Origin of the sequence: Rhodococcus sp. MEB064 (genome assembly GCF_000834565.1) — a bacterium.
In the GTDB taxonomy this organism is placed as follows: domain Bacteria; phylum Actinomycetota; class Actinomycetes; order Mycobacteriales; family Mycobacteriaceae; genus Rhodococcoides.
This window is the reverse complement of record NZ_JXQS01000034.1, coordinates 31,383-53,349: the sequence shown is the minus strand read 5'-3', so window position 1 is coordinate 53,349 and position 21,967 is coordinate 31,383. Positions and strand designations below refer to the sequence as shown.

Genomic DNA, 21,967 nt, shown 5'->3' with positions numbered 1-21,967 from the left:
GCCGCCGACGTCCGCCCCTTCATCTTACCGACGAGTAAGGTGCGCCCATGAGCGAAATCTCGTCGGCCTCGACCACCGCTACCTACGCGCTCTGGAAGCGACTGCCCGCACCCGTCAGATCCGTCGCGTTCTCCGCGGGCATGTGCGCGCGAGTCCCGTTCTTCGCGGCCGTGTTCCCCCGGGTCCGCGAACTCGAACCGGGACGCTGCGTGGTGTCGGGACCGAAGTGGTTCGGCGTACACAACCACCTGGGGACGTTCCACGCCATCGCGGCGTGCAACCTGGCGGAGGTCGCCATGGGAATGCTGGCGGAGGCCACCGTCCCCACGACCCACCGATGGATTCCGAAGGCGATGACCGTGCAGTACCTCGCTCCCGGGCGGACATCACTGACGGCGACGGCCCAGCTCGCCGAAGTCCCCGAGTGGAACGAGGTGGCCGCCGGCCGCGAACTCGTGGTTCCGGTCAGCCTGCGGGATACCTCCGGTGCAGAGGTCGTGCGCGCCGACATCACCATCTGGATCAGCGCGAAGTAGTCGTCGCGGACGTTCAGCGGTCCGACGGCGCTTCCGACAGCGCCGCCGGCCGGAAGTCCTGCTCGGTGACCAGCCGCTTCGGGGAGAACGAACCCGTGACCGGATCGTAGGCCCGGTAGGGGAACCAGAACACCGCGTGCGACAGCCACGTCACCGGCGCGACGAGCCACCTCAGCGACCAGTTCGATCGACCGTGGATCTCGAAGCTCGTGATACCCGCCTTGACGAACGACGTGTACTTCAACGGAGGCGTGAGCGCCCGGCGCGGCGAGATGTCCGCCCACATCTCGGTCGGCTGCACGATGGAGTACCCGGCCTCGATCAGGCACAGCGCGAAGTCGATGTCCTCGTGGACGTCGGCGCGTGAGGTCAGTTTGTCCTGCACCGCGTTCCACGCGTCGAGGCGCACGGCCATGTTGGCGCCGTGCATGTTGTCGATCTTCATGCTGTTGCCCAGCATCTTGGCCCGGACCAGCACGTCGACGAGCATCTTCTTGGACCGACTGAACGGCGAATCGTACGGCGCACTCAATCCCGTGATACCCCCGAGATTGAGAGACGGATCCGCTTCGGCGAATGTCGACTTCACCGCATCGACCCATCCCGCACCTATCCTGGTGTCGGCGTCGATACGTCCGACAATGTCGGACTTCGCCTCCCTGAAACCGGTATTCCGCGAGAAGAACAATCCTTTTCGCGGTTCGTGCACCAGGCGGATCTTCGGTTCCGACGCGGCATACTTCTCGACTATCTCCACCGTGCGATCCGTCGACCCGTTGTCGACGACGATGACCTCGGACAACTGCTCGATCTGCGGGAGAACATGGTCGAGACATGCTCCGATGTAGTCCTCCTCGTCGAGGACGGGAATGACGATCGTGGTGTCGTTGCCGATGCCGTTCATGCGCGATCACGTCTCTTCACGCATTCACGATAACGCGAGAGTCGACTCCTCACGAATGGGCCACGCCACCCGTCGGAACGTCACCTGGAATTCATATCCCCAGTGATGCAGCGACCGTCGGCCACGATTCGTGCAGGTCTTCCTGCCAGTACGCCCAGGAATGCGTTCCGTTGTCCCGGAACTTCACCTTCGCCGGGATCTGCAGCTGCGCGAGACGCTCCGCGAATGTCCGGGTGCACGTCGCGGTGATCGATTCGATACCCCCACCGACGAGCACACGATTGACCAGCGCCGGCACATCACCCGCGATGCGCGCGGACTGCAGCGTCTCGTCGAACCCCGGAAGACCGTTGCCGGTGGTGATGTACATCGGCGTACCTCTGAGCTTGTCGGCGTTGAGCAACGCGTCGTTGGCTGCCCACTCGGGGCCGTCGTCGGGCCCCCACATGTTCTCCGTGTCGCCGCCCCCGCGCGCTTCGACGACCAGCTTGACGAAGGCACGCCCCAGATCGTCCGAGGTGCCCGCACACCCGCTGAAGGACGCGACCGACGAGTAGAACCCCGGGTTGTCGGCGGCCAGCATGAGTACGGCGCTGGCTGCCATCGAGATGCCACCGACAGCCTGAGTTCCGGTGGTTCCCAGGGACTCGTCGACGAGCGGCGGGAGTTCCTGCGTCAGGAACGTCTCCCACTTGTTGCGACCCAGCTCGGGATCGTCGGCGACCCAGTCGGTGTAGTAACTGAAGGCACCTGCGCGGGGGATGACGACATTGACGTTCTTGTCGGCGAAGAACGTGGCGACGTCGGCCTGATCCGGCCAGTTGCTCGACGGGTCCTCGCCGCCGCTGGCGCCGTTGAGCAGGTAGTAGGTCGGACGGGGCACCGAGGTGTCCGCGGGCCTGAAGACCTGCAGGGGGACGGAGCGGTCCATCGACGGGGAGTACACGGTGACGAGGTACTCGAGACCGCCCACGTGCTCGACGCTCTCCACCCTGGCACCGGATGCCGTGGTGACGTCGGTGACGGGCTCGACCGGCGCGGCCGTGGCGACGGCGGGAGCGAACGGCAGCAGGGTCGTCGCAGCGACCACGGCGATGCCGGCGGCGACGGCGCGACCCTGTGCTGCGAACCGACCTACCGGTCGATGTCGTGTCGACGTCATTGAAGTATCTCCCTCGTCCCACCAGTCACAACTCGTGCTCACTGTAAAGGACCGCGCGGCGCGGCGAGTCGCGTCGACTGCACGCCGTCCGAGCCGAGAACTCGTAACGCGGCGCGCTCACCGATCGATGGATCGGATATCGCGGCCCTGACGCGTCGATTCATCGGATAGCGCGTCCGAAGCGCATTTATCGGTCTTCTCCCGTGCGTAAACCAATCTTTGGGTATGGTTCGACGAGGTCGGGCTTCGGAACAGAATGGTGGTAGCCATGTCGACACGACACGGACGTCCCCTCTCGGGAGAACCCATGGCAGCGCGCGACGCGCTGAACTATTACTTCGAGTCGGACAGGACGCCCGGGACCATCGTCCACGGCCTCGTCGTCGACACCTCCCGGTCCATGCGGTCCGTCCGCACGCACGACGACGCCGTCACGTTCGCGAACGCCGTCCTCGACCTCCATCCCCTCTTCCGTCGCCGATTGCAGACGGTCACGGCGAATCTGGCGTTCCCGCTGTGGGTGGAGTGCGAGGTGGCCGTCGCCGACCACGTGTTCGTTCATCGGGCGACAGGCACCGACGATCACGAGTTCCTCCGTCGCCGAGTCGTCGATGCGTCCAGGACTCCGGTCGATTTCGACGCGCCCGCGTGGCAACTGCACTTCGTGACCGATCTCCACGGCGTTCCCGGAGTTCCGAACGGCGGCACGGTGCTGTTGTTCAAGGTTCACCACAGTGCGATCGACGGAATGGGCACCGCAGACCTCGTGCACCGGATGCTCGCCCCCGCGAACATGGATGTGGAAGCCTTCCGCGCGGACGACTTCCGGCGGTCGACCGCACCGGTACCGACGACCTGGTCCTCGCTCCGCGCGCTCCCCCGAGATCTTCTGCGATTCGGCCGCGCATCGGTCGCGCGTGCATCCGCCGTGCGCCGTCTGGCACCGGCCGACCGCCCGCAGCCCCACAGGTACCCGGCGACGCGATTCAACAACAACACGTCCCCGGACATGACGTTCGACCTGATGTGGTTCGACCTCGACCGCGTGCGCCGGATCAAGTCCGCGGTGGACGGCGCGACCGTCAACGACGTCATCATGACGGTCGTGTCCCTGGGGATCTCGGAGTATCTGGCCGACGAAATGCCCACCGACACATTGGGCGCATCGTTCCCGGTCAACGTGCGGCCGGTGTCGCACACGGACGACACCGCCAACCAGCTCGCTATCGCCGTCGTCGACCTCGCGACGGACGTGTCCGATCCCCTGCAACGCCTCGCCGATGTCAGTTCCGCTGCGCGTGCCCGTAAAGCAGAACTGACGCGTCGGGTGCAGACGCTTCCGCCGCACCCTCTGAGCTCGGCGCCGGCGCCCGTCCTGGCGGCGCTCGCTGCCGCCATGCCGCGGCGGCCCGCGACACCGACGACGACATCGACGAACACGATGATCTCGAACATCGCGTACGGCAACGCCCCGATGGAGGTACTGGGCGCGCCCGTGGTCGGTGTGTTCGCCCCTCTTCCCGTCGTGGAAGGCGTGCAACTCGCCCACGTGGTGATGACGACAGGCCGCCGCATGTGCCTGACGGCCGTGTCGGACCGGAACCTGATGCCCGACATCGGCCGGTACATCGCCTGCCTCACGTCGGCGCTCGACCGTCTCGACGACGCGGTCCTCTCCTCGAGTCGGGTCGCCGGGTAGTTCGCACCGGACGCGAACGGTCGTCATTCGATCGGTCTAAAAACGGACCGATGCCTTGTCACAGCCCCGGTCCGACCGTACTTTGCATCAATCCCGGCATATTTCCCGACGTCCGTCGGTTTCCTCAGCGCGCGAACTCCCCGGTCCGCGCACGCACACATCCGAAGGCAGTGACGCGCGATGCATCCGAAGACAGTCGGGGTTCCCATGCATGCGCGGGACGCGCTGAACTACTACTTCGAGAGTTCACGGACGTCCGCCTCCGTGGTCCACTGCTACGCCTTCGACGTCGCCGGCGTCACCTCTCCGCTGCGGACACATGCCGATGCCCTCGAGTTCGGCGAGAAGATCCTGGGGCTGGACCCCGTTTTCCGACGCCGTCTGCAGAAGGTCCCGGGGCACCTCGCCTTCCCGCACTGGGTGACCGTGGACGTGGACGTGGCTCGCCACGTCTTCGTCCACACGCCCGCGCCCGATCGATCTCGTGAGTTCCTGGTGTCGAAGATCGTCGAGTTCTCGACGGTGCCGCTGGACTGGGATCTTCCGCCGTGGCAGTTCCACTTCATTCTCGACGTGGTCGGCGTCGAGGGAGTTCCGCACGGCGGCACCGTCGCGATCTTCCGTAGTCACCACAGCGCGATCGACGGGATGGGCGTCGTCGAGATGCTGAATCGGATCCTCTCCGACGAGCCCGTCGCGCGTGGCGAGTCGGACCGGGCGGTTGCCGTGCCGGGCGTGTGGAGTGCACTGCGGGCGCTGCCTCGCGACGTGGGAGCCCTCGTGAGCGCGGTGGCACGCCGCCGATCGGCCACGAAGGCCGCGTCGAAACGCGGGAGCACCCCGAGCAGTGCGCCTCACCGAACTCCCTATCCTGCAACACGATTCAACTACGACGCCCGCGTCCATCAGGACGGCCCGGACGAGATGACGTACGCCTTCCTGAGCGTCGACTTCGCACGGGTCAGGGCGATGAAGAACGCCTATCCGGGCGTGACGGTCAACGACGTCATGCTGACCGTCGTCTCGCTCGCCCTGTCGTCCTATCTGGACGCGATCGGTGAGATACCCGACCGGTCGCTCGGCACGACGATCCCGGTGAGCACGAGAGCGATGGCGGACAGCACGAACGCCAACCGCATCGCGATCGCCACCCTTCCCCTGCACACGGACATCGAGAGCCCCACGGCCAGACTCCTCGCGGTGCACGCATCGGCATCCGCGGCGAAGAAGAAGACCACCGACGCGGTGACGCACCTCCCTGCCATGCCGCTGACGGTGACCCCCGCCCCGTTCCTCAAAGCGATCAGCGTGGCGATGCGTGCTCCGTCGCGCCGACCCACGGCCGTGGCGACGAACACGATGATCACGAACGTCCCGTACGGCCGCGGACCGCTCACTCTGTTCGGTGCTCCCATGGTGGGCGTTTTCGGTCCACTTCCCACCGTGCAGGGCGTCTACCTCGCACATTCGATCTCGACCTTCGGCACGTCGATGTTCGTGTCGGTCGCATCCGTTCGCGCTGCGCTTCCGGACCCGGCGGCGTACGTTCTGCACATCGAATCGGCCGTCGACCGGCTCGCGAACGATCTCCTCGCCGATGGCGGTCGACATGAACGGGACGCAACGAAGTTGCAACGCGAACGTAGCGAATAAACCTACCCAAAGTCTGTTTGAGCGAATAGAATCGGTTCCGGTCAGAATTCGACGATCGTAAGTGTTCGATCGGATTTCATTACCTAACGAAACCGACGAGGTCAGTCCGATGGCACCACGGCACCGCACGTCCCTTGCTCAGACTTCGCGACCGCGCGCGCGCTGGCACCGGGCCGCTGCGGTAGTCCGGGCGCACGCACTGTCCGTCGCTCCGGCAGACGTGGCGAGGTCCGCCTCTCTCGTCAGCGTCGAAAGCTTCACGTCAGCGCTGGAGCGGTACAGCCGCCGTCCCGGGTCACCGTTCGACGGCGTGACGTGGTCGGTGTCGTTTCACACCGACTCCGCCGACTCGAACGCGGTGATTCTGGATCTACTGGAGCGGGACGCCGTTTCCGGCATCACGAGCATGGATATCGTCTTCGGTGTCGAGTCCACTCCCTCCGTGCCGACCGGATCCGCCGTCGTGGTCTACAACGGCCCCGATGCCGTGGCGCTTGCCGAGCTGGTCGATCTGATCGACGACGTCCTCGTCGACGACGACGTCCGGTCCACACTCGCCGTCACTGCTGCGGGCACCGATCTCCTGGCGCGGACACTGCGCGCCGTCGACGAGTTCGGCGACGGACCCGGTGCGCCGCGGATGCGCACGGCCACGCCCGGCGATTCGATCGCGATCGGCGTACGTATGGCGGATCTGGACAGCCTGGCTCAGTCGTTCGGCCAGGTCGGTGTGGGTGACGTCGTGGCCGGCATCGCTTCGGCCGCGTGGCGTCGCAGCGCTCGTCCGGCGCTCGTCCCGGACACTGCCCCGCGTCCCCTGAGCGATGTCGCGATCGAGGACATCGAAGTCGTGCACGTCGCGGAGCGGGAATTCGTCCGTGTCGGGTCGTCGCGTGTGCTGGGAACGTTCGGTCCGCACGAGCGGGTGCGGAGCGCCGCGGTCAGTCTGACGTTGTCGACGACGCCCGCAGTGCAGGATCGCAGTGCAGTTCTGGTGGTCTACATCGAGGTACACCCGAGTGCCGGAATCACCGCGCCGGAGTTCGCCGCGGAAATGCAGAACTCTCTCGCCGAGCTCCAGGCGACGGCCGGGCAGGGATTCACCCGCTTGGACGATCGCGGTCTCGCCGCAGTCGGACATGTCGCCTGACGGCACGCCCCATCCCTGCTGTCGGCAGCGGTCCCCGCACATCACTCGACCTGCAGCGACTCCGACGCGCTGACATTCTTCCGGCGTGAAACAGTCGCTGTGGAGGCGCGCCCGGGCCCGATCGAAGCGGGTCGATGCGTAACATCGACGGCGGCTCGTGGGATGTTCTTCTACAGTGCCGCCTTTCGGAGGGCTGATACGCGCTCGTTTCGTGCACCGAATGCACGCGAGGAATGCGTGTCACCAGAGCCGTCCGTCAGAACGATGTTGCACATGCCGACGACAGTGGAGACTCATGCCATCAGATGACACAGCCGTACTCGTCGAGGACGTTCACAAGTCCTTCGGAACGGTTGAGGCTCTGAAGGGCATCGATTTCAGTGTCCCGGCGGGTTCCATCCTCGGAATCCTCGGGCCCAACGGCGCCGGTAAGACGACCACCGTCAAGGTGCTGGCCACGCTGATCAAGCCGGACCGAGGCCGTGCGGTGGTGTCGGGACACGACGTCGCCCGCGATCCTGCCGCCGTCCGCCGCTCCATCCTGATGACCGGTCAGTACGCGGCGCTCGACGACGCTCTCTCGGGCCGCGAAAATCTCATATTGTTCGGTCGGCTCATGGGGTTGACCAAGAAGTCGGCGCGAGTGCGCGCCGAGGACCTTCTGCACGACTTCGACCTGCTCGAGGCCGGCGACCGTCAGGTCCGCGGATATTCGGGCGGTATGCGTCGTCGTATCGACATCGCGTGCGGACTGGTCGTCAGGCCGAAGGTCGTGTTCCTCGACGAGCCGACCACCGGACTCGACCCACGAAGCCGCAAGGCTGTGTGGTCGCTGGTGTCGTCCTTGCGCGAACAGGGCATCACCACGCTTCTGACGACTCAGTACCTCGAAGAAGCCGATGTCCTCAGTGACAGCATCATCGTGATCGACAGCGGCCGGGTCATCGCGCAGGGCACCGCGGACGAGTTGAAGGCCACCACCGGCGGCAACTACTGCCACATCGTTCCGGTGGATCCGACCCAGATGCGCCGCGCTGCCGATGCCCTCGTCGGCATGCTTCCGTCCAGTTTCAGTGCCGCGGACCTCGACGCCGACACGTTGACCATCCCGGCGCCGGACGGCCCGGCAACGCTCGCCGAGGCTCTCAAACGTCTCGACGCCGCGGGTATCGCTCTGTCCGACATCGGCTTGCGCCGCCCCTCGTTGGACGACGTCTTCCTCTCCCTCACGGGACGAAGCGATGTCGATCCCGCCGACGACGGGTCCGCGACCGCCGACGCACCGCTGCAGTCCGGGCGGCCCGCGTGACCTCGTCGACCGAGATGCGTCGAGCCTCGCACCGCGCTCCCGAACCCACTGCCTTCAAGCAGTGGGCCAGCTTGTCGGGACGCTCGCTGGGCTCGATGGCACGCTCGGGCGGTCTCGTCGTGGCGATCATCGCGCCCGCGGTCTACACGGTGGGCTTCTACCTCCCTCTGCGACTCGTCATGCAGTTCCAGGGCTTGAACTACGCCCAGTTCCTGATGCCGATCATCTGCCTGCAGGCGATGGCCTTCACCGCGATCTCGGCCGCACAGCGCGCCGCGATCGAGGGCCAGTCCGGAATGACCACCCGGTTGCAGACCATGCCGGTCACACCGTGGGTGCCGCTGCTGTCGAGAGCCACGGCCAACCTCGTCCATGCGTCGCTGTCGCTGGCGGCGGCCCTGGTGTACGGGTCTCTCATCGGGTTCCGATTCCAGGCCGGATTCGACGACGCCGCCATCTTCGTGCTGTTCGCCCTCCTCGTCGGCGCCGCGCTGACGACGGGCGGTGACGCCATCGGGTCGCTGTCGCGGTCACCCGAGGCCACCAGCCAGGCCTTGACGCTCCCTCAGCTGATCCTGGGAATGCTGTCCTCCGGGTTCGTCCCCGAGACCGGCTTTCCCGAATGGATCCGCCCCTTCGTCCGGAACCAACCCATCTCACTGTTCTCCAAGGCCATGCGGGACATGGCGGACGGCGGTGTCAACGCAACCAGCCTGTGGCCGGCCATAGCGTGGGCGGTCGGCCTGATCGTCGTCCTCGTTCCGCTTGCCGTGTGGGCGAGCACGAGGCGAGCATGAGTACACGAGACCGCGCCGGCGAGACCGTACTGGATCTCCGCGCGCTGCCGGAACCCGATCGGATGCTCAGTGAGCTGAGCCCGGTCGCCCTGTCCTCGCAGAGCGCTCTTCATTGCGGGAGATTGCTGCGACGGTGGGCTCGGGACCCTCTCACGATCATTCAAGCCGTCATCTATCCCATTCTTTTCCTGTTGATGCTGCGGACCGTACTGGGTAATTCGATCTCGTCCGCCACGGGTGAGAACAGCATCTTCGGAACCGTCCCGTTGATCTCGATGGTCGCGGCCATGTCGGGCTCTCTCGCCAGTGCGGTCGGCTTGCGACGAGAGCGCGCAGCGGGTCTGGTGTCCCGGTTCCAGACCCTTCCGGTCCACCGTGCGGCCGGCCTGATGGGACGCCTGCTGGCTGAGACCGCCCGCATCGTGACCACCACCGTGCTCATCATCGTGGTCGGGTTCCTGCTCGGGTTCCGCTTCGACCAGGGGCCGATCGCCGGAGTCGCAGCGATGTTGGTGCCCTTGGCATTCGGTATCGGATTCGCCGTGTTCGTCACCTCGACGGCCATCGTGACCACGACGTTCCCGTTGGTCGAGAGCGTGGGCATGGTGTTCACGATCCTCATGTTCTTCAACTCGGGTTTCGTTCCCACTCGCGCGTACCCCACGTGGCTGCAGCCGTTCGTCGAGCACAATCCCATCTCGTGTGCGGTCGATGCGATGAAGGGCCTCACGCTCGGCGGACCGGTCACCTCTCCCCTCCTCCAGTCGCTCGCCTGGTCTGTCGGACTCTTCGCCGTCTTCGTCGTTCCGGCGATCCGCGGATATCGACGGGCCGCCGAGTCCTTCTGACATCCGTGCGTTCCGACAACGGCTCGGCAGCCGTTGTCGGAACGGCGTAACACTTGTCGGAACGGCGTAACACAATGGCGAGTCGGGGCTATAACCACCGCAAGAGCGCGGTCCACGGGAAGCCTGCGCATGTCGTGAGGACCCTGATATGTCGACTGCCGGAACGCCACGCATCGGGGTCCGAAGGATGCCACGCATCGGAGTCCGGGTACCACCCCGCGACGCGATCAATGTCCTGGCCGAGAGCGACCACGTCATCGCCAACCTCGTCGACGTCCTCGTCGTGGACGCAGCCGGGACGGACGCTGCCGACCTCACGCACGACGTCGCCTGCGCATGGATGCGGGCTCGACTCGATGTGGACCCCGTGTTCCGGCGCCGCATGCGACGTCGCTTCGCCGATCTGGGCGACCCGTTCTGGATCACCGACCGAGAGGTCGTCGTCGCCGACCACGTCGTCGTCGAGCGGATCACCGAGCCCGGATGGTCGGGCGTCGAGCGACACATCGCGCACGTCATGGCCACACCGATGGTGCTCGAGCGTTCGACGTGGGAGATCCATTTCCTGACCGGCATCCGCGACGTCGCGGGCGTACCGGACGGAGCAACCGTCGTCGTCGTCAAGGTTCATCACTCGTCGATGGACGGGCTCGGGTTGGTGTCCGTCATGCGCGCGCTGTTCGCGGATCCCGGAATGGCGCACGGCGGTGCCACCTCTACCCCGCGAGGCGGCTCGGCACCCACGATGATGCGCCCGCTCTGGAGGGAGGCGGCGTCGAGCGTGCCGCGGGCGATCGCCTTCGTCCGCGCCATGTCCGCATCACGGCGTGCGATGGCGCCACGCGCCCACCCACCGCGCCCCGCGACGCGGTTCAACTCCCGCATCACGCTCGATCATCGGATCAGGGTGCTCTTCCTGGACCTGCCCCGCATCCGAGCGATCAAGCGCGCCGTTCCCGAGGTGACGGTCAACGACATCCTGCTGACCGCGGTGTCCCTCGCGATGAGCAGGTATCTGCACGACAAGGGCGAGGAACCCGTGGCCACGCTGAGTACCACGATGCCGTTGGACATCGACGGTGCCGTCGACTCCCCCGCCGCGAACCGGACGACGTTCGTCGACGTCGACCTCCACACCACCGAACCCGAGCCGATGCAGCGACTCCGCGGGGTCCACGCATCCGCATCGGAGGCGAAGAACCGCGTCAAGGCGATGCTCGACACGCACACGGTCGGACCGTTCGACGTCGCACCGGCGTCGGTCCTACGGGTGATCGGGGCGCTCTCCACGATGGCACCGCACGACCGGCCGACGGTGCCGTCGAACACCGTCGTGTCGAACATGCCCCACGGCAACGACGCATTGTGGTTCCTCGGAGCACCGGCGGTGTCGGCGTTCATGCCGATGCCCACCGTGGACGGGATGGGGTTGATACACCACGTCACCTCGCTCGGCCGACGCGTGAGCCTGACCGTGACCGTGGACTCGACGATCATGGCCGACCCCGACCGCTACATGCGGTACCTCGACGACGCCCTCGTCGTCATGGAGGGCGCAGCAGCACTCGCCGCCGAGCCTGCGTCGACGCCTGTCCCGGCTGTCACCGACACGGTCTGATGCGCGCGGAGAGTCCTACCGCGTCAGGACATCAGCTCCCAGGACGGTGACGTGGTCTGCGACCGTCGGCAGCGCGTCGGCACCGTCGTGGACGACGACAGTCTGCAGATCGTCGAGCGACTCCACGTCCAGGTTCGTGATCTGCGCCCGACTCACTACGGCGTGCGTCACCCACTCGTCGGCCAGTGCGTCCGTCAGGTCGACGGATTCGTCCAGCCCGACGACTGTCGCACCCGCCGCCGCCGCGGAGACGATCGCGAACACCGACCAGTCGAGAGCAGCGTTCTCGCCCACGGCGATTCGCGATTCGTACGTCACGCCGAAGGAATCGGTGGCGACAGCTGCGCCGACAGTTCCGAACGTGATCGTGCGGTCGTCCGTGACCACTGCCGGAGTGTCCTGATCCGGAGACCGAACGCCGTCGGACGGTGACAGGGGCCCGCCATGGCCCGTCGACCCCGCATCGCCGCGGAGCGCGACAGACCGATCGGATGCGCGTCCGGTGAGCGCAGCACCCACCTTCGCCGCCGCCCACGTGGCCGCGACGAGCGACGCGGGATCACTTGCCGTCGTCGACACCACGGTTCCGGGGCCCGCGCCGTCCGCGAGCAGCGCTCGAGCGAGGCGATTGGATCGCGCGTCCATCTCTGCGTAGCTGACCTCGAGGTCGCCCGCCGCGAACGCGGGTGCACCCGGGTCCGCCTCGACGGACGACGCGATGGACGCCGCGATCGAGCGCGTCGGAACGCTCGGGCGCATCACGTCCGGACGCGGGTTCGGTACGGATACTGCTGCAGCAGAGCCGATGTCGACCGAGCCGATGACGCGGCCGGGATCGTCGGTGACGGCGTCGAGCACGGCGGAGAACACATCGGCGAACGTCGACACGGTGGCGGCGTCGAACAGGTCGGTCGCGTAGGTGAAGAAGGCCGAGACGTCGTCCCCGACCTGACGGTGCGGTCGATCCTCCACCGTCAGAGTCAGATCGAACTGCGCCGGGTCGAACGGCGTCTCGAGTTGCTGGACGTGCAACCCGGACAGGTCGATCTCGGACAAGTCGGTGTTCTGGTAGGCCAACGCGACGCGGAACAGGTCCGCCGAACGCGACGACTCGACCACGTCGACCACGGCATCGAACGGGACGTCCGCATGGGCGAAGGCCGACAGCGCGACGCCTCGGGCGTCGTCGACGAGATCGGTGATCGTGGCGTTCTCGTCGATCCGCAGGCGCAGCGCCAGTGTGTTCACCAGCATGCCGACCATGGGATCGAGTTCCGCGCTTCCTCGTCCGGCCACCGCGGTTCCGACGGTGATGTCCGACGTACCACTGATGCGCGACAAGGCGACCGACAGCGCCGCGTGCACGACCATGAACGGTGTCGCGCGACGTTCGCGAGCCAGGACGCGCACTCGCTCGTACGTCTCCGCCGGGATCTCGAATCGGACGGACGCACCGATACCCGACGCCGCGGGCGGACGCGGACGATCCTGCGGCAGGGACAGCTCGGCGGGCATGCCCGCCAGCGTGTCCCGCCAGTAGGCGAGCTGACGTGCCGCGAGGGAGTCGTCGTCGGACGGGTCACCGAGCAGATCACGGTGCCACAGAGCGTAATCCGCGTACTGGACGTCCAACGGCGACCAGGCGGGCAGGACACCCGCCGACCGGGAGGCGAACGCCGTCACGACGTCGACGGTCAGCGGCGCGAGCGAGAATCCGTCCGCGGCGATGTGGTGGACGACGACGAGAAGGACGTGATGATCCTCGGCCAACCTGAACAGTCGCACGCGCAGCGGGACCTCGGTGGTGACATCGAAACCGGTCGTGGCGACCGCCAGGATGCGGTGCGGCAGGTCCTCGTCGGAGACCGATATCGGTTCGAGGTCGACCTCGTCGATCTCGCGCACGACCTGTCGCCCGTGGCCGTCGACGTCCGGGTAGACCGTCCGCAGAGTCTCGTGCCGGGCGATGACGTCCTGCACGGCGGTCCGCAGAGCGTCCACATCCAGAGGTCCACGCAGGCGGAGCCCGATGGGGAGGTTGTAGTTCGCCGAGTCCGGATCGACTCGGTTGGCGATCCACAGCCGTTGCTGCGCGGGTGCCAGCGGCAGCACCTCCGGACGCGATATCGCCGTCGGCCGGCGCCGCGAAGCACCGTCGACGTCCAGGTTGTTGGCCAGATCGGCCACCGTGGTGGCGTCGAAGATGGTGCGCAGCGGAACCCGGACACCCAGAGCAGCACCGATTCTCGCGGCCACGCGGGTGGCGACCAGCGAGTTGCCACCGAGGGCGAAGAAGTTGTCGTTCAGCCCCACGCGCTCGACCCCGAGCAGTTCGGAGAGCACCTCCGCGACGACACGCTGCTCCAGCGTCCGCGGTTCGCGGAAGCGGCGCGGATCGACCACAGGATCGGGAAGTGCTGCTCGGTCGAGCTTTCCGCTGACACCGAGCGGCAGCGCGTCGAGCACGACGACGACGGGAACCATGTACGCGGGGAGCACGCGAGCGGCATCGGCACGCACCATGTCGGTGTCCACCGTGACCCCGGGCGCCGGAACGACGTAGGCGACGAGGGTGTCGTCGCGGACGATGGCCACGGCTCGCGCAACCCGGGAGGATGTGGAAACCGCCGCCTCGACCTCGCCGAGTTCGATCCGCAATCCCCGCAGCTTGACCTGATGATCGACGCGACCGGCGAACTCGAGTGCACCGTGGTGGTTCCACCGCGCCAGGTCACCGGTGCGATACATCCGCGCGCCGTCGTGTCCGGGAACCGCGACGAATCTGTCCGCCGTGAGGTCCGGTCGACCGTGATAACCGCGCGCACTCTGGATTCCGGCGAGGTACAGCTCACCCACCACACCGTCGGGAACGGGGGCCAGAGCGGCGTCGAGCACCAACGCCGAGGTCCCGTCCACCGGAACACCGATGGGGACCGAGGGCGGTTCGCCGCGTCCCACGGGATGAGCCGTGGCGTGCACGGTGAACTCCGTCGGACCGTAGAGGTTGTGGACGTCGATGTCGCAGGTCTCGCGGAACTCGTCGACGACGGCGCGGCCGAGCGCCTCGCCGGCGAGGAACACGACCCTCAGCGACTTGCAGGCGTAGCTGTCGGCAGCTTCGGTGAAGACGGCGAACATCGACGCGACGAACGAGATGGCCGTGATCTTGTGGCGAGCGATGCTGCGCAACAGATACTCCGGGTCGCGGTGCCCGTCGTGCTCCGCGACGACGACGGTTCCGCCCACCGCAAGTGCCACGAACATCTCCCAGACGGAGACGTCGAAGGTCATCGGCGTCTTGGCCAGCACCACGTCGTCGGACGTGATGGAGAAAGCGTCCGCGAACCAGTCGGTGTGGTGCGCGACGGCGCCGTGGGGAACGGAGACGCCCTTCGGGACACCGGTGGAGCCGGAGGTGAACACGATGTACGCGGTGGTGCCCGCGTGGACGGTCCCGAGCCGTTCCTCGTCGGTGAGGGGTCCCGACGGCAGCGACTCGTCCTCGAGCTCCGACAGGAGCACGGCGAGTGGCCCGCCCACGTCTCCCGCAGTCACGACGCAGACGGGCGCCGTGGCCTCGATGATGGTCTCGATGCGGGCGGTGGGCTGGTCGGGATCGACGGGTACGTATGCGCCGCCGGCCTCGAGCACGGCGTACACCGCGACGAGGGCGTCGACGGATCGTGGGAGCGCCACGACGACGGCGGACTCCGGTCCGACGCCGCGACGGACCAGCGCTCGCGCGACACGGTCGACACGTGCCGCGAACTCGCCGTAGGTGTAGTCGTTCTCGTCGTCGGCGACGGCCCTGGCGTCCGGCGTCTCGAGCACTCGATCGCGGAACCGGGACAGCACGGTGACCGCGCCGGTAGTCGGCTCCGACTCGAACCGCCGGACCATGCGGCCGCGCTCGACGTCGCCGACGAGGTCGATGTCGGCCAGCGCGACGGTCGAGTTCTCGGCCACCGCGTGCGCGACGGCCAGGAAGCGCTCACCGAGAGCGACGGCCGTTTCCTTGTCGAACAGGTCTGTCGCGTAGCCGATCGTGGCCGCGAGTCCGTCGGGGGCGCCGAGGGGAGTCACCGAGTCCACCAGCGTGAACTGCAGGTCGAACTTCACCACACCGAGGTCGAACTCCAGCGTCTCGAGGCGTAGATCGGTGAGCTCGAAGTGCGCTTGCCCGAGATTCTGGAACGCCAGCATGACCTGGAAGATGGGGTGCCGCGCACGAGATCTCGGCGGATCGACCACCTCGACGAGCCGCTCGAACGGCACGTCGGCATGGGCGAACGCGGCCAGATCCTGCTCCCTCGTGTGAGCGAGGAGTCGGTCGAAGCTCTGGGTCGTGTCGACGCGTGTGCGCAACGCGAGCGTGTTGACGAACATGCCGATCATGTCGTCGATGGCCGCGTCTCCGCGGCCCGCGATCGGCGTGCCGACGGTGATGTCGTCGGTGCCGGAATGCCGCGCCAACACCACGGCGAGGATCGAGTGCACCACCATGAAGAGGGTGGACGAGTTGGCCCGTGCGACGTCGACGAGACGCGCATGGAGTTCCGGGTCGATGACGAACTGTTCCGTGGCGCCCGCATAGGTGGGCTCGGTCGGGCGCGAACGGTCCCGTGGAAACGGCAGCTCGTCCGGAAGATCGGCCAGCGCGCTGAGCCAGTACTGCTCCTGCCGGGCGATGATCGACTCAGGATCGTTCTCGTCGCCGAGGGCGTCGCGCTGCCACACCGCGTAGTCCGAGTACTGCACCGGAAGCGGTGCCCAGGCGGGGGCGAACCACGCGATCCGCGCGCTGTACGCGGCCATCAGATCGCGGGCCAAGGGAGCCATCGAAGCGCCGTCCGCCGAGATGTGATTGACGACGACCGCGAGCACGTGGGTGTCGTGCGAGGTGCGGAACAGCGTCGCGGCGACGGGCACCTCGACGGTCACGTCGAAGGCGCGGGATGCGAGCTTGGCCACCGCGGCGGGCAGGTCGGACTCGCGGATGTCGACGGGGGTGAGGTCGGGGACGACGGACTCCGCCATGCGCGCGATCTGCACGGGTCCCGACGCGCTGTCCGGGTACAGCGAGCGCAGCGACTCGTGCCGGTCGACGACGTCGAGCATCGCCACCTGCAGGGCGGGGACGTCGAGATCTCCGACGAGCCGGACGGCGAAGGGGATGTTGTACGCGGCGGACGACGGATCGAAGCGGTTGAGGAACCACATGCGCCGCTGGGCGTAGGACAGAGGCGGCGCATCGACGAGGGACTCCGGGTCGGCGGATGCCGTGGCACGACGGACCAGTGGCGGCCGCGCCGCGACAGCGTCGCCGAACTGCAACTTCGCCGCGAGGGCCGACACCGAGGGAGCCTCGAACAAGGTCCGTACGGTCACGGTCGTGTCCAGCGCGGCACCGAGGCGGGCGACGGCCCGCGTGGCGACGAGCGAATTGCCGCCGAGCGCGAAGAAGTCGTCGTCCCGACCGACACGGTCGACGCCGAGCAGCTCCGCGAACACCGACGCGACGATTTCCTCGACGGGCATGCTCGGTGCCCGGAATTCGTGCACCTCGATGACGGGCTGGGGCAGCGACGCTCGGTCGATCTTGCCCTGCACCGTCATCGGCAACGCGTCGAGAACCATCACCGACGAGGGCACCATGTGCGAGGGCAGACTCTGGACGGCGAAGCGGTGGATCTCGTCGCTGTCGACGGTCCGTCCGTCCTCGAGGACGACATAGGACGCGAGCGTGACCACGCCTGCCGTCTGACGGTGCGCGACGGTGACCGACGACCGCACGCTCTCGTGCATGGACAGGACTGCGTCGACCTCGCCGAGCTCGACGCGGATGCCGCGGATCTTGATCTGGAAGTCCGCGCGACCGACGTAGGCGATCTCGCCGTAGGCCGTCCAGCGGACCAGGTCGCCGGTCCGGTACATGCGGCTGCCGGCGTCGTACGGGGACGCGACGAAGCGACCCGACGTCACGCCGGGCGCCCGAACGTATCCACGAGCCTGCGACGGTCCGGCGAGGTAGAGCTCACCGACGACGCCGGTAGGAACGGGCCGCAGCCACTTGTCCAGCACCAGGCACGACGCACCGCGGACGAGCGTGCCGACCGTGATCGGATCCCCCGCGGTCATGGCCGTCGACATGTGACTGATCATCGTGATCTCGGTCGGCCCGTACGCGTTGTACATGCGACGACCGGGAGCCCACTTCGCGACCAGATCGGCGGGGCACGCTTCACCGGCGGTGACGATGTGCCGAACGTGATCGAGACCGATGGAGTCGAGCGACGCGAGGGCGGCCGGCGTGATGGTCATGTGCGTGACCCGCTTGTCGGTCACGTAGTCCGCGAGGTCCTCGCCGCCGAAGACGTCCGCCGGTGACACGACCAGGGTGGCGGACCGGGAGAGCGCCGACAGCATCTCGAACAGGGAAGAGTCGAAGCTCGGCGACGCGAGCGCCAGGATGCGCGAGGTCGGCCGGACCTGCAGGGCGAACTCGATGTGGCGCGTCAGGTTCGCCACGCCGCCGTTGCCGACCACGACGCCCTTGGGCAGGCCGGTGGAGCCCGAGGTGTAGATGACCCAGGCGGGAGTGTGCAGGTGGATAGGTCCGAGACGGTGGGCGTCGGTGACTCTGTCGGGCGAGAACTCGGCCGCGGCCCGGTCGGTCTCGGCCGCGTCGACGGCGATCCACTCGACCGAGTCGGGGAGCAGCGCCGCTCGACGCGTATCGGACAGACCGATCAGGGCACCCGAGTCGGACACCAGGTGCTGGATGCGCGCGGTGGGAAGCGCGGGATCGATCGGCAGGAACGCTGCGCCCGTGCGGGCCACCGCCCAGATGCACAGGATCGTGTGCAACGACCGGGGCAACGCCACGGCGACGATGCTCTCGGGACCCACGCCCCGCGAGATCAACATCCGCGCCATCCGGTTGGCGGACGCGTCGAGCTGTGCGTACGTGATGACGCCCTGCGCCGTGTCGATGGCGACGGCCTCGGGGTCGGTCGCGACGGCGTCGTCCATGACGTCGACGAGTCGGCGGGGGAAGACGGACGGCGTGCCGCGGGCGGGGACCAGGTTCGACCGCTCCTCGGGCGCGAGCAGCTCGATGTCCAGAACGGCGCGGTCGGCGCCGGCCTCGGAGAAGCGGCGCAGGAACGTCAGGAACCGCGACCGGATGTCGTCCACCGCGCGCTGCGAGTACAGGTTCGGGTTGCACTCGAGGTCGATCTGGAGCTCGTTGTCCCCGCCGGGCGCCGGGTACAGGTTCATCGCGAGGTCTTCGACCGGCCCGGTCGTGAGCACGTGGTACGACCCGCGTACCTCGCCCAGCACCATCTCGTTGTCGAACATCATCAGGTTGACCGTCGGACCGAACAACCCACGGGTGTTGGTCAGCTCCCCCGCGTCGCGCCGGATGTCCTCGTGGCGATACCGCTGCCGTCGCAGCGCACCGGTGAGTTCGCGCTGCACCGCGTCGACCGTTCCGGCCACGGTGGCGGTGTCGTCGACACGCACGACCAGCGGCACGACGTTGGAGACCATGCCGCCGGAACGACGCAGGATGGCACTCGACCGACCCGAAACCGGGAGGGAGAGAACGACATCCGTGGCGCCGGTCATGCGGGAGACGTACGCGGAGAAGGCTGCGATGGCCAGGGTCGCCGTCGTGGTTCCCAACGAGTCGACACCCTTGGCGAGGGCTTCGGCGACGTCCACCGGGGTACGGCCGGACGCGGACCGGCACGGAACGGACACCGGCGCTGCGGTGTCGACGAACGAGACCGCGTCGGGAAGGGACTCGAATTTCTCCGCCCAGTGACGCCGGTCGTTCTCGAATCGGGTGGACTCGCGGTACGCGACGTCGTCCTGCTGGATGGTGCGCAGATCCTCCGCACGCGTCGGCGTCGGGACCTCACCGCGGACCAGGGCCGAGTAGTGGGCTGCGACGTCCCGCAGCAGCGTCATGGCGCCGAAGCCGTCCAGCACGATGTGGTGGATGCGGCAGTACCAGAAGTACCGTTCGTCGGCGACGCGGATGAGGTAGGTGACCACCAACCGGTCCTTCACCAGGTCGATCGGGGAGGCGCACTCGTTGCGCATCCACTCGATCGCGGTCTCCACCGGGGTGGCGTCGTCACGCAGGTCGAGGTGGCGCATCGTGTCGGTGATCGTGAGGTCCACCACCTGTTCCGGCACACCGTCGGTCTCGACGATCCGGACGAAGCCCGAGCCGAACCTGGTGCCGACGGCGATCATCGCCGCTTCGAGGGCGTCACCGTCGACCGGGCCGTTCAGATCGACGTAGTGAGCGATGGAGACCGGAACTGTGCCGGAGAGCTGCTGGGCGAACCAGATGCCGCGCTGCGCGGCGGTCAACGGGATGGGCTGGAGAGCCGTCGGATCGGTCGCGTCCGGTGTACCGACGTTCGAGTCGGGTGCGACAACCTCGATGTCGGACGACTGCACGGACTGGACCTCCGACTCCACTGGCGGCACGCTGTTCGCGCCGCACGTTTCCCGCGAGGGCCCGCGACCTGTCGCCGTGTGATCCCTCGTGATCGGTCCTCGTTCCGGTTACTCAGTCTTTCACAGACCGTAAAACCTCGACAAGGTGAACAGTCTGCACACCCGACCCGTTCACGGCGCCCGATACGGTGGACCGGACCCTACGACACGGCGATTGTCGATGGTGTCACCGTTTCGACGCCGACCGAGACTTTACACAGTTACAAACCGGTCGTTCCGGGATACAGCACCGAATACGGACCAGCTCTCACCCATATTCCACAAATCTCGTTGCTGCAGCACCAGAATCGATGCGACCCGTCCCAGGAGACTGCGTGAACACATTCCGGCGTTCGACCAGACGGCCCGCTCCGCGAGGCCGTCCCATGACCTCGCGAGACGCACTGAACCTGTACCTCGAGACCACCCACACCTCGGCCATCCTCATCCACGCCTTCGTCGTCGATGTCGCGGCCGGGACCGGTCCGGGCATTCGTAACCATCAGGACGCCGTCGACTACGCCCGGTCGATCGTCCACCTCGATCCGATCTTCCGGCAGAAACTTCACCGGTATCCGAGGGACGTGCACTATCCGTTCTGGGTGGACGACCCGACGACGGACGTCGGCTCCCACGTGTTCGTCACCACCCAGCAACCGGGTGAGACCGACATCGTCCGCCGCCGGACCGTGGAGCTGTCCCGCGAGTTCTTCGACTTCCGCACCGGCCCCGCCTGGCAGCTCCACTTCCTCGTCGACCTGCACGGTGTCGACGGCGTTCCCGACGGGGGAACGGTCATGATCGCGAAGTTCCACCACAGCGCGATCGACGGCGTGAGCGCGTCCGACCTCATCTCCCGGATGCTGTCGCCGACCCCCGCCGAGCCGAGGCCGTCCGCCCCGGAGGTTCCCGCCCCGTCGACGCCGCGCGCGCTGGCCGCCGTCCCGAAGGATCTGGTACTCCTGGGCGCGACCGCACTCCGCTGGGCCACCAGGAAACGCCCGACCGCCCCCGTACCACGGCCGGCCGCACCCGGGGCGGTGCCGGCCACACGCTTCAACGGCGACATCGAACCCGACATGGCTTGGGACCTGACCTGGTTCGATCTCGACCGCATCCGCCGCATCAAGGCCGGCTACGCCGAGACGACCGTCAACGACCTCATGACCGCCATCATCTCGCTGGCCCTGTCCTCGTATCTGGACGAGCACGGCGAACTGCCCGAGGCGAGTCTGTCGATCTCGATGCCGATGAGCACCCGCTCCCTCACCGATGCCTCCACCGCGAACCAGCTGACCCCGATGACGGTGGATCTGCACACCGACATCCCCGACGCGGGACAGCGACTCCATGCGATCCACGCGTCGTTGATCGACGCGAAGGAGGCCGTGGTCCGCTCCGCCTCACGGACCGGCCCACCGCATCCGTTGACCGCCATGCCGTCGGTCGTCGTCCCGATCGTCGGTGCCCTCAGCCCGACCCCTCCCGAGAAGCCGACGACCTCACCGACCACGACCATGCTGAGCAACGTCAGCTACGGGCGGGGTCCGCTCGAACTGCTGGGCGCACCCGTCGTCGGCTGCTACGGCGTCCTCCCCGCGGTGCGGGGCGTCCACCTCACCCACTCCGTGCGGTCGGTCGGATCGTCCATCTCGATGTCCGTCGCCTCGAACGCTCGCGCGATGCCCGACATCGAGCACTACATGTCCCTGATCCGCGAGGCCGTCGACCGCCTCGAGCGCGAGGCCTGACAGGTCACCGCAGCGTGTTGCTG

At 67.3% G+C, this 21,967-nt stretch carries 12 protein-coding genes; 9 read left to right on the top strand and 3 right to left on the bottom strand.

The features are described 5' to 3' along the window. Positions 1 to 47: 47 nt before the first annotated feature. Positions 48 to 536 carry a hotdog fold domain-containing protein gene (locus RU01_RS15260; protein ID WP_042575430.1) on the top strand — a complete coding sequence of 163 codons (489 nt, stop codon included), beginning with the start codon at positions 48 to 50 and terminating at the stop codon, positions 534 to 536. A 13-nt stretch (positions 537 to 549) separates the two neighbouring features. Here RU01_RS15260 and RU01_RS15255 read toward each other — a convergent pair whose 3' ends face one another. Both RU01_RS15255 and RU01_RS15250 read right to left on the bottom strand, forming a co-directional pair. Continuing rightward, complete coding sequence (locus tag RU01_RS15255) at positions 550 to 1,440, bottom strand: glycosyltransferase (RefSeq protein ID WP_042575429.1); 891 nt, start codon at positions 1,438 to 1,440, stop codon at positions 550 to 552. A 91-nt stretch (positions 1,441 to 1,531) separates the two neighbouring features. Then, positions 1,532 to 2,602 (bottom strand): alpha/beta hydrolase, encoded by a 1,071-nt coding sequence (locus RU01_RS15250; protein WP_042575428.1) that lies wholly within the window; start codon positions 2,600 to 2,602, stop codon positions 1,532 to 1,534. 307 nt (positions 2,603 to 2,909) lie between these two features. Between RU01_RS15250 and RU01_RS15245 the strand changes: the two genes are divergently transcribed. From RU01_RS15245 to RU01_RS15215, 7 genes are all read left to right on the top strand, one after another. After that, positions 2,910 to 4,301: a wax ester/triacylglycerol synthase domain-containing protein gene (locus RU01_RS15245; RefSeq protein WP_042575427.1), complete on the top strand. Its 1,392-nt coding sequence runs from the start codon at positions 2,910 to 2,912 to the stop codon at positions 4,299 to 4,301. Between the two features lie 180 nt (positions 4,302 to 4,481). After that, the gene (locus RU01_RS15240) at positions 4,482 to 5,954 is read left to right on the top strand and encodes a wax ester/triacylglycerol synthase domain-containing protein (RefSeq protein ID WP_042575426.1); all 1,473 of its coding nucleotides are present in this window, start codon (positions 4,482 to 4,484) and stop codon (positions 5,952 to 5,954) included. A gap of 109 nt (positions 5,955 to 6,063) precedes the next feature. Next, on the top strand, positions 6,064 to 7,104 hold the full coding sequence (locus RU01_RS15235) for a hypothetical protein (RefSeq protein WP_156148943.1): 1,041 nt from the start codon (positions 6,064 to 6,066) through the stop codon (positions 7,102 to 7,104). Between the two features lie 295 nt (positions 7,105 to 7,399). Beyond that, on the top strand, positions 7,400 to 8,413 hold the full coding sequence (locus RU01_RS15230) for a daunorubicin resistance protein DrrA family ABC transporter ATP-binding protein (RefSeq protein WP_042575424.1): 1,014 nt from the start codon (positions 7,400 to 7,402) through the stop codon (positions 8,411 to 8,413). A gap of 14 nt (positions 8,414 to 8,427) precedes the next feature. Further along, positions 8,428 to 9,210, top strand: a complete 783-nt coding sequence (locus RU01_RS15225) for an ABC transporter permease (RefSeq protein ID WP_082043157.1) — start codon at positions 8,428 to 8,430, stop codon at positions 9,208 to 9,210. Further along, entirely contained in the window at positions 9,207 to 10,058 is an 852-nt protein-coding gene (locus tag RU01_RS15220; protein WP_042575444.1) for an ABC transporter permease, read from the top strand. The genes RU01_RS15225 and RU01_RS15220 overlap by 4 nt, the downstream gene beginning before the upstream one ends. Before the next feature lie 187 nt (positions 10,059 to 10,245). Beyond that, on the top strand, positions 10,246 to 11,676 hold the full coding sequence (locus RU01_RS15215) for a WS/DGAT domain-containing protein (protein ID WP_042575422.1): 1,431 nt from the start codon (positions 10,246 to 10,248) through the stop codon (positions 11,674 to 11,676). 15 nt (positions 11,677 to 11,691) lie between these two features. Here RU01_RS15215 and RU01_RS15210 read toward each other — a convergent pair whose 3' ends face one another. Beyond that, positions 11,692 to 20,154, bottom strand: a complete 8,463-nt coding sequence (locus RU01_RS15210; protein WP_156148942.1) for a non-ribosomal peptide synthetase — start codon at positions 20,152 to 20,154, stop codon at positions 11,692 to 11,694. Between the two features lie 425 nt (positions 20,155 to 20,579). Here RU01_RS15210 and RU01_RS15205 point away from each other — a divergent pair, with 425 nt between their 5' ends. Next, entirely contained in the window at positions 20,580 to 21,944 is a 1,365-nt protein-coding gene (locus tag RU01_RS15205) for a wax ester/triacylglycerol synthase domain-containing protein (RefSeq protein WP_042575421.1), read from the top strand. Positions 21,945 to 21,967: the final 23 nt, after the last annotated feature.

Coding starts and splice junctions, on each gene's coding strand:
- RU01_RS15260 (WP_042575430.1), top strand. CDS start 48: ATGAGCGAAATCTCGTCGGCCTCGACCACCGCTACCTACGCGCTCTGG.
- RU01_RS15255 (WP_042575429.1), bottom strand. CDS start 1,440: ATGAACGGCATCGGCAACGACACCACGATCGTCATTCCCGTCCTCGAC.
- RU01_RS15250 (WP_042575428.1), bottom strand. CDS start 2,602: ATGACGTCGACACGACATCGACCGGTAGGTCGGTTCGCAGCACAGGGT.
- RU01_RS15245 (WP_042575427.1), top strand. CDS start 2,910: ATGGCAGCGCGCGACGCGCTGAACTATTACTTCGAGTCGGACAGGACG.
- RU01_RS15240 (WP_042575426.1), top strand. CDS start 4,482: ATGCATCCGAAGACAGTCGGGGTTCCCATGCATGCGCGGGACGCGCTG.
- RU01_RS15235 (WP_156148943.1), top strand. CDS start 6,064: ATGGCACCACGGCACCGCACGTCCCTTGCTCAGACTTCGCGACCGCGC.
- RU01_RS15230 (WP_042575424.1), top strand. CDS start 7,400: ATGCCATCAGATGACACAGCCGTACTCGTCGAGGACGTTCACAAGTCC.
- RU01_RS15225 (WP_082043157.1), top strand. CDS start 8,428: ATGCGTCGAGCCTCGCACCGCGCTCCCGAACCCACTGCCTTCAAGCAG.
- RU01_RS15220 (WP_042575444.1), top strand. CDS start 9,207: ATGAGTACACGAGACCGCGCCGGCGAGACCGTACTGGATCTCCGCGCG.
- RU01_RS15215 (WP_042575422.1), top strand. CDS start 10,246: ATGCCACGCATCGGAGTCCGGGTACCACCCCGCGACGCGATCAATGTC.
- RU01_RS15205 (WP_042575421.1), top strand. CDS start 20,580: ATGACCTCGCGAGACGCACTGAACCTGTACCTCGAGACCACCCACACC.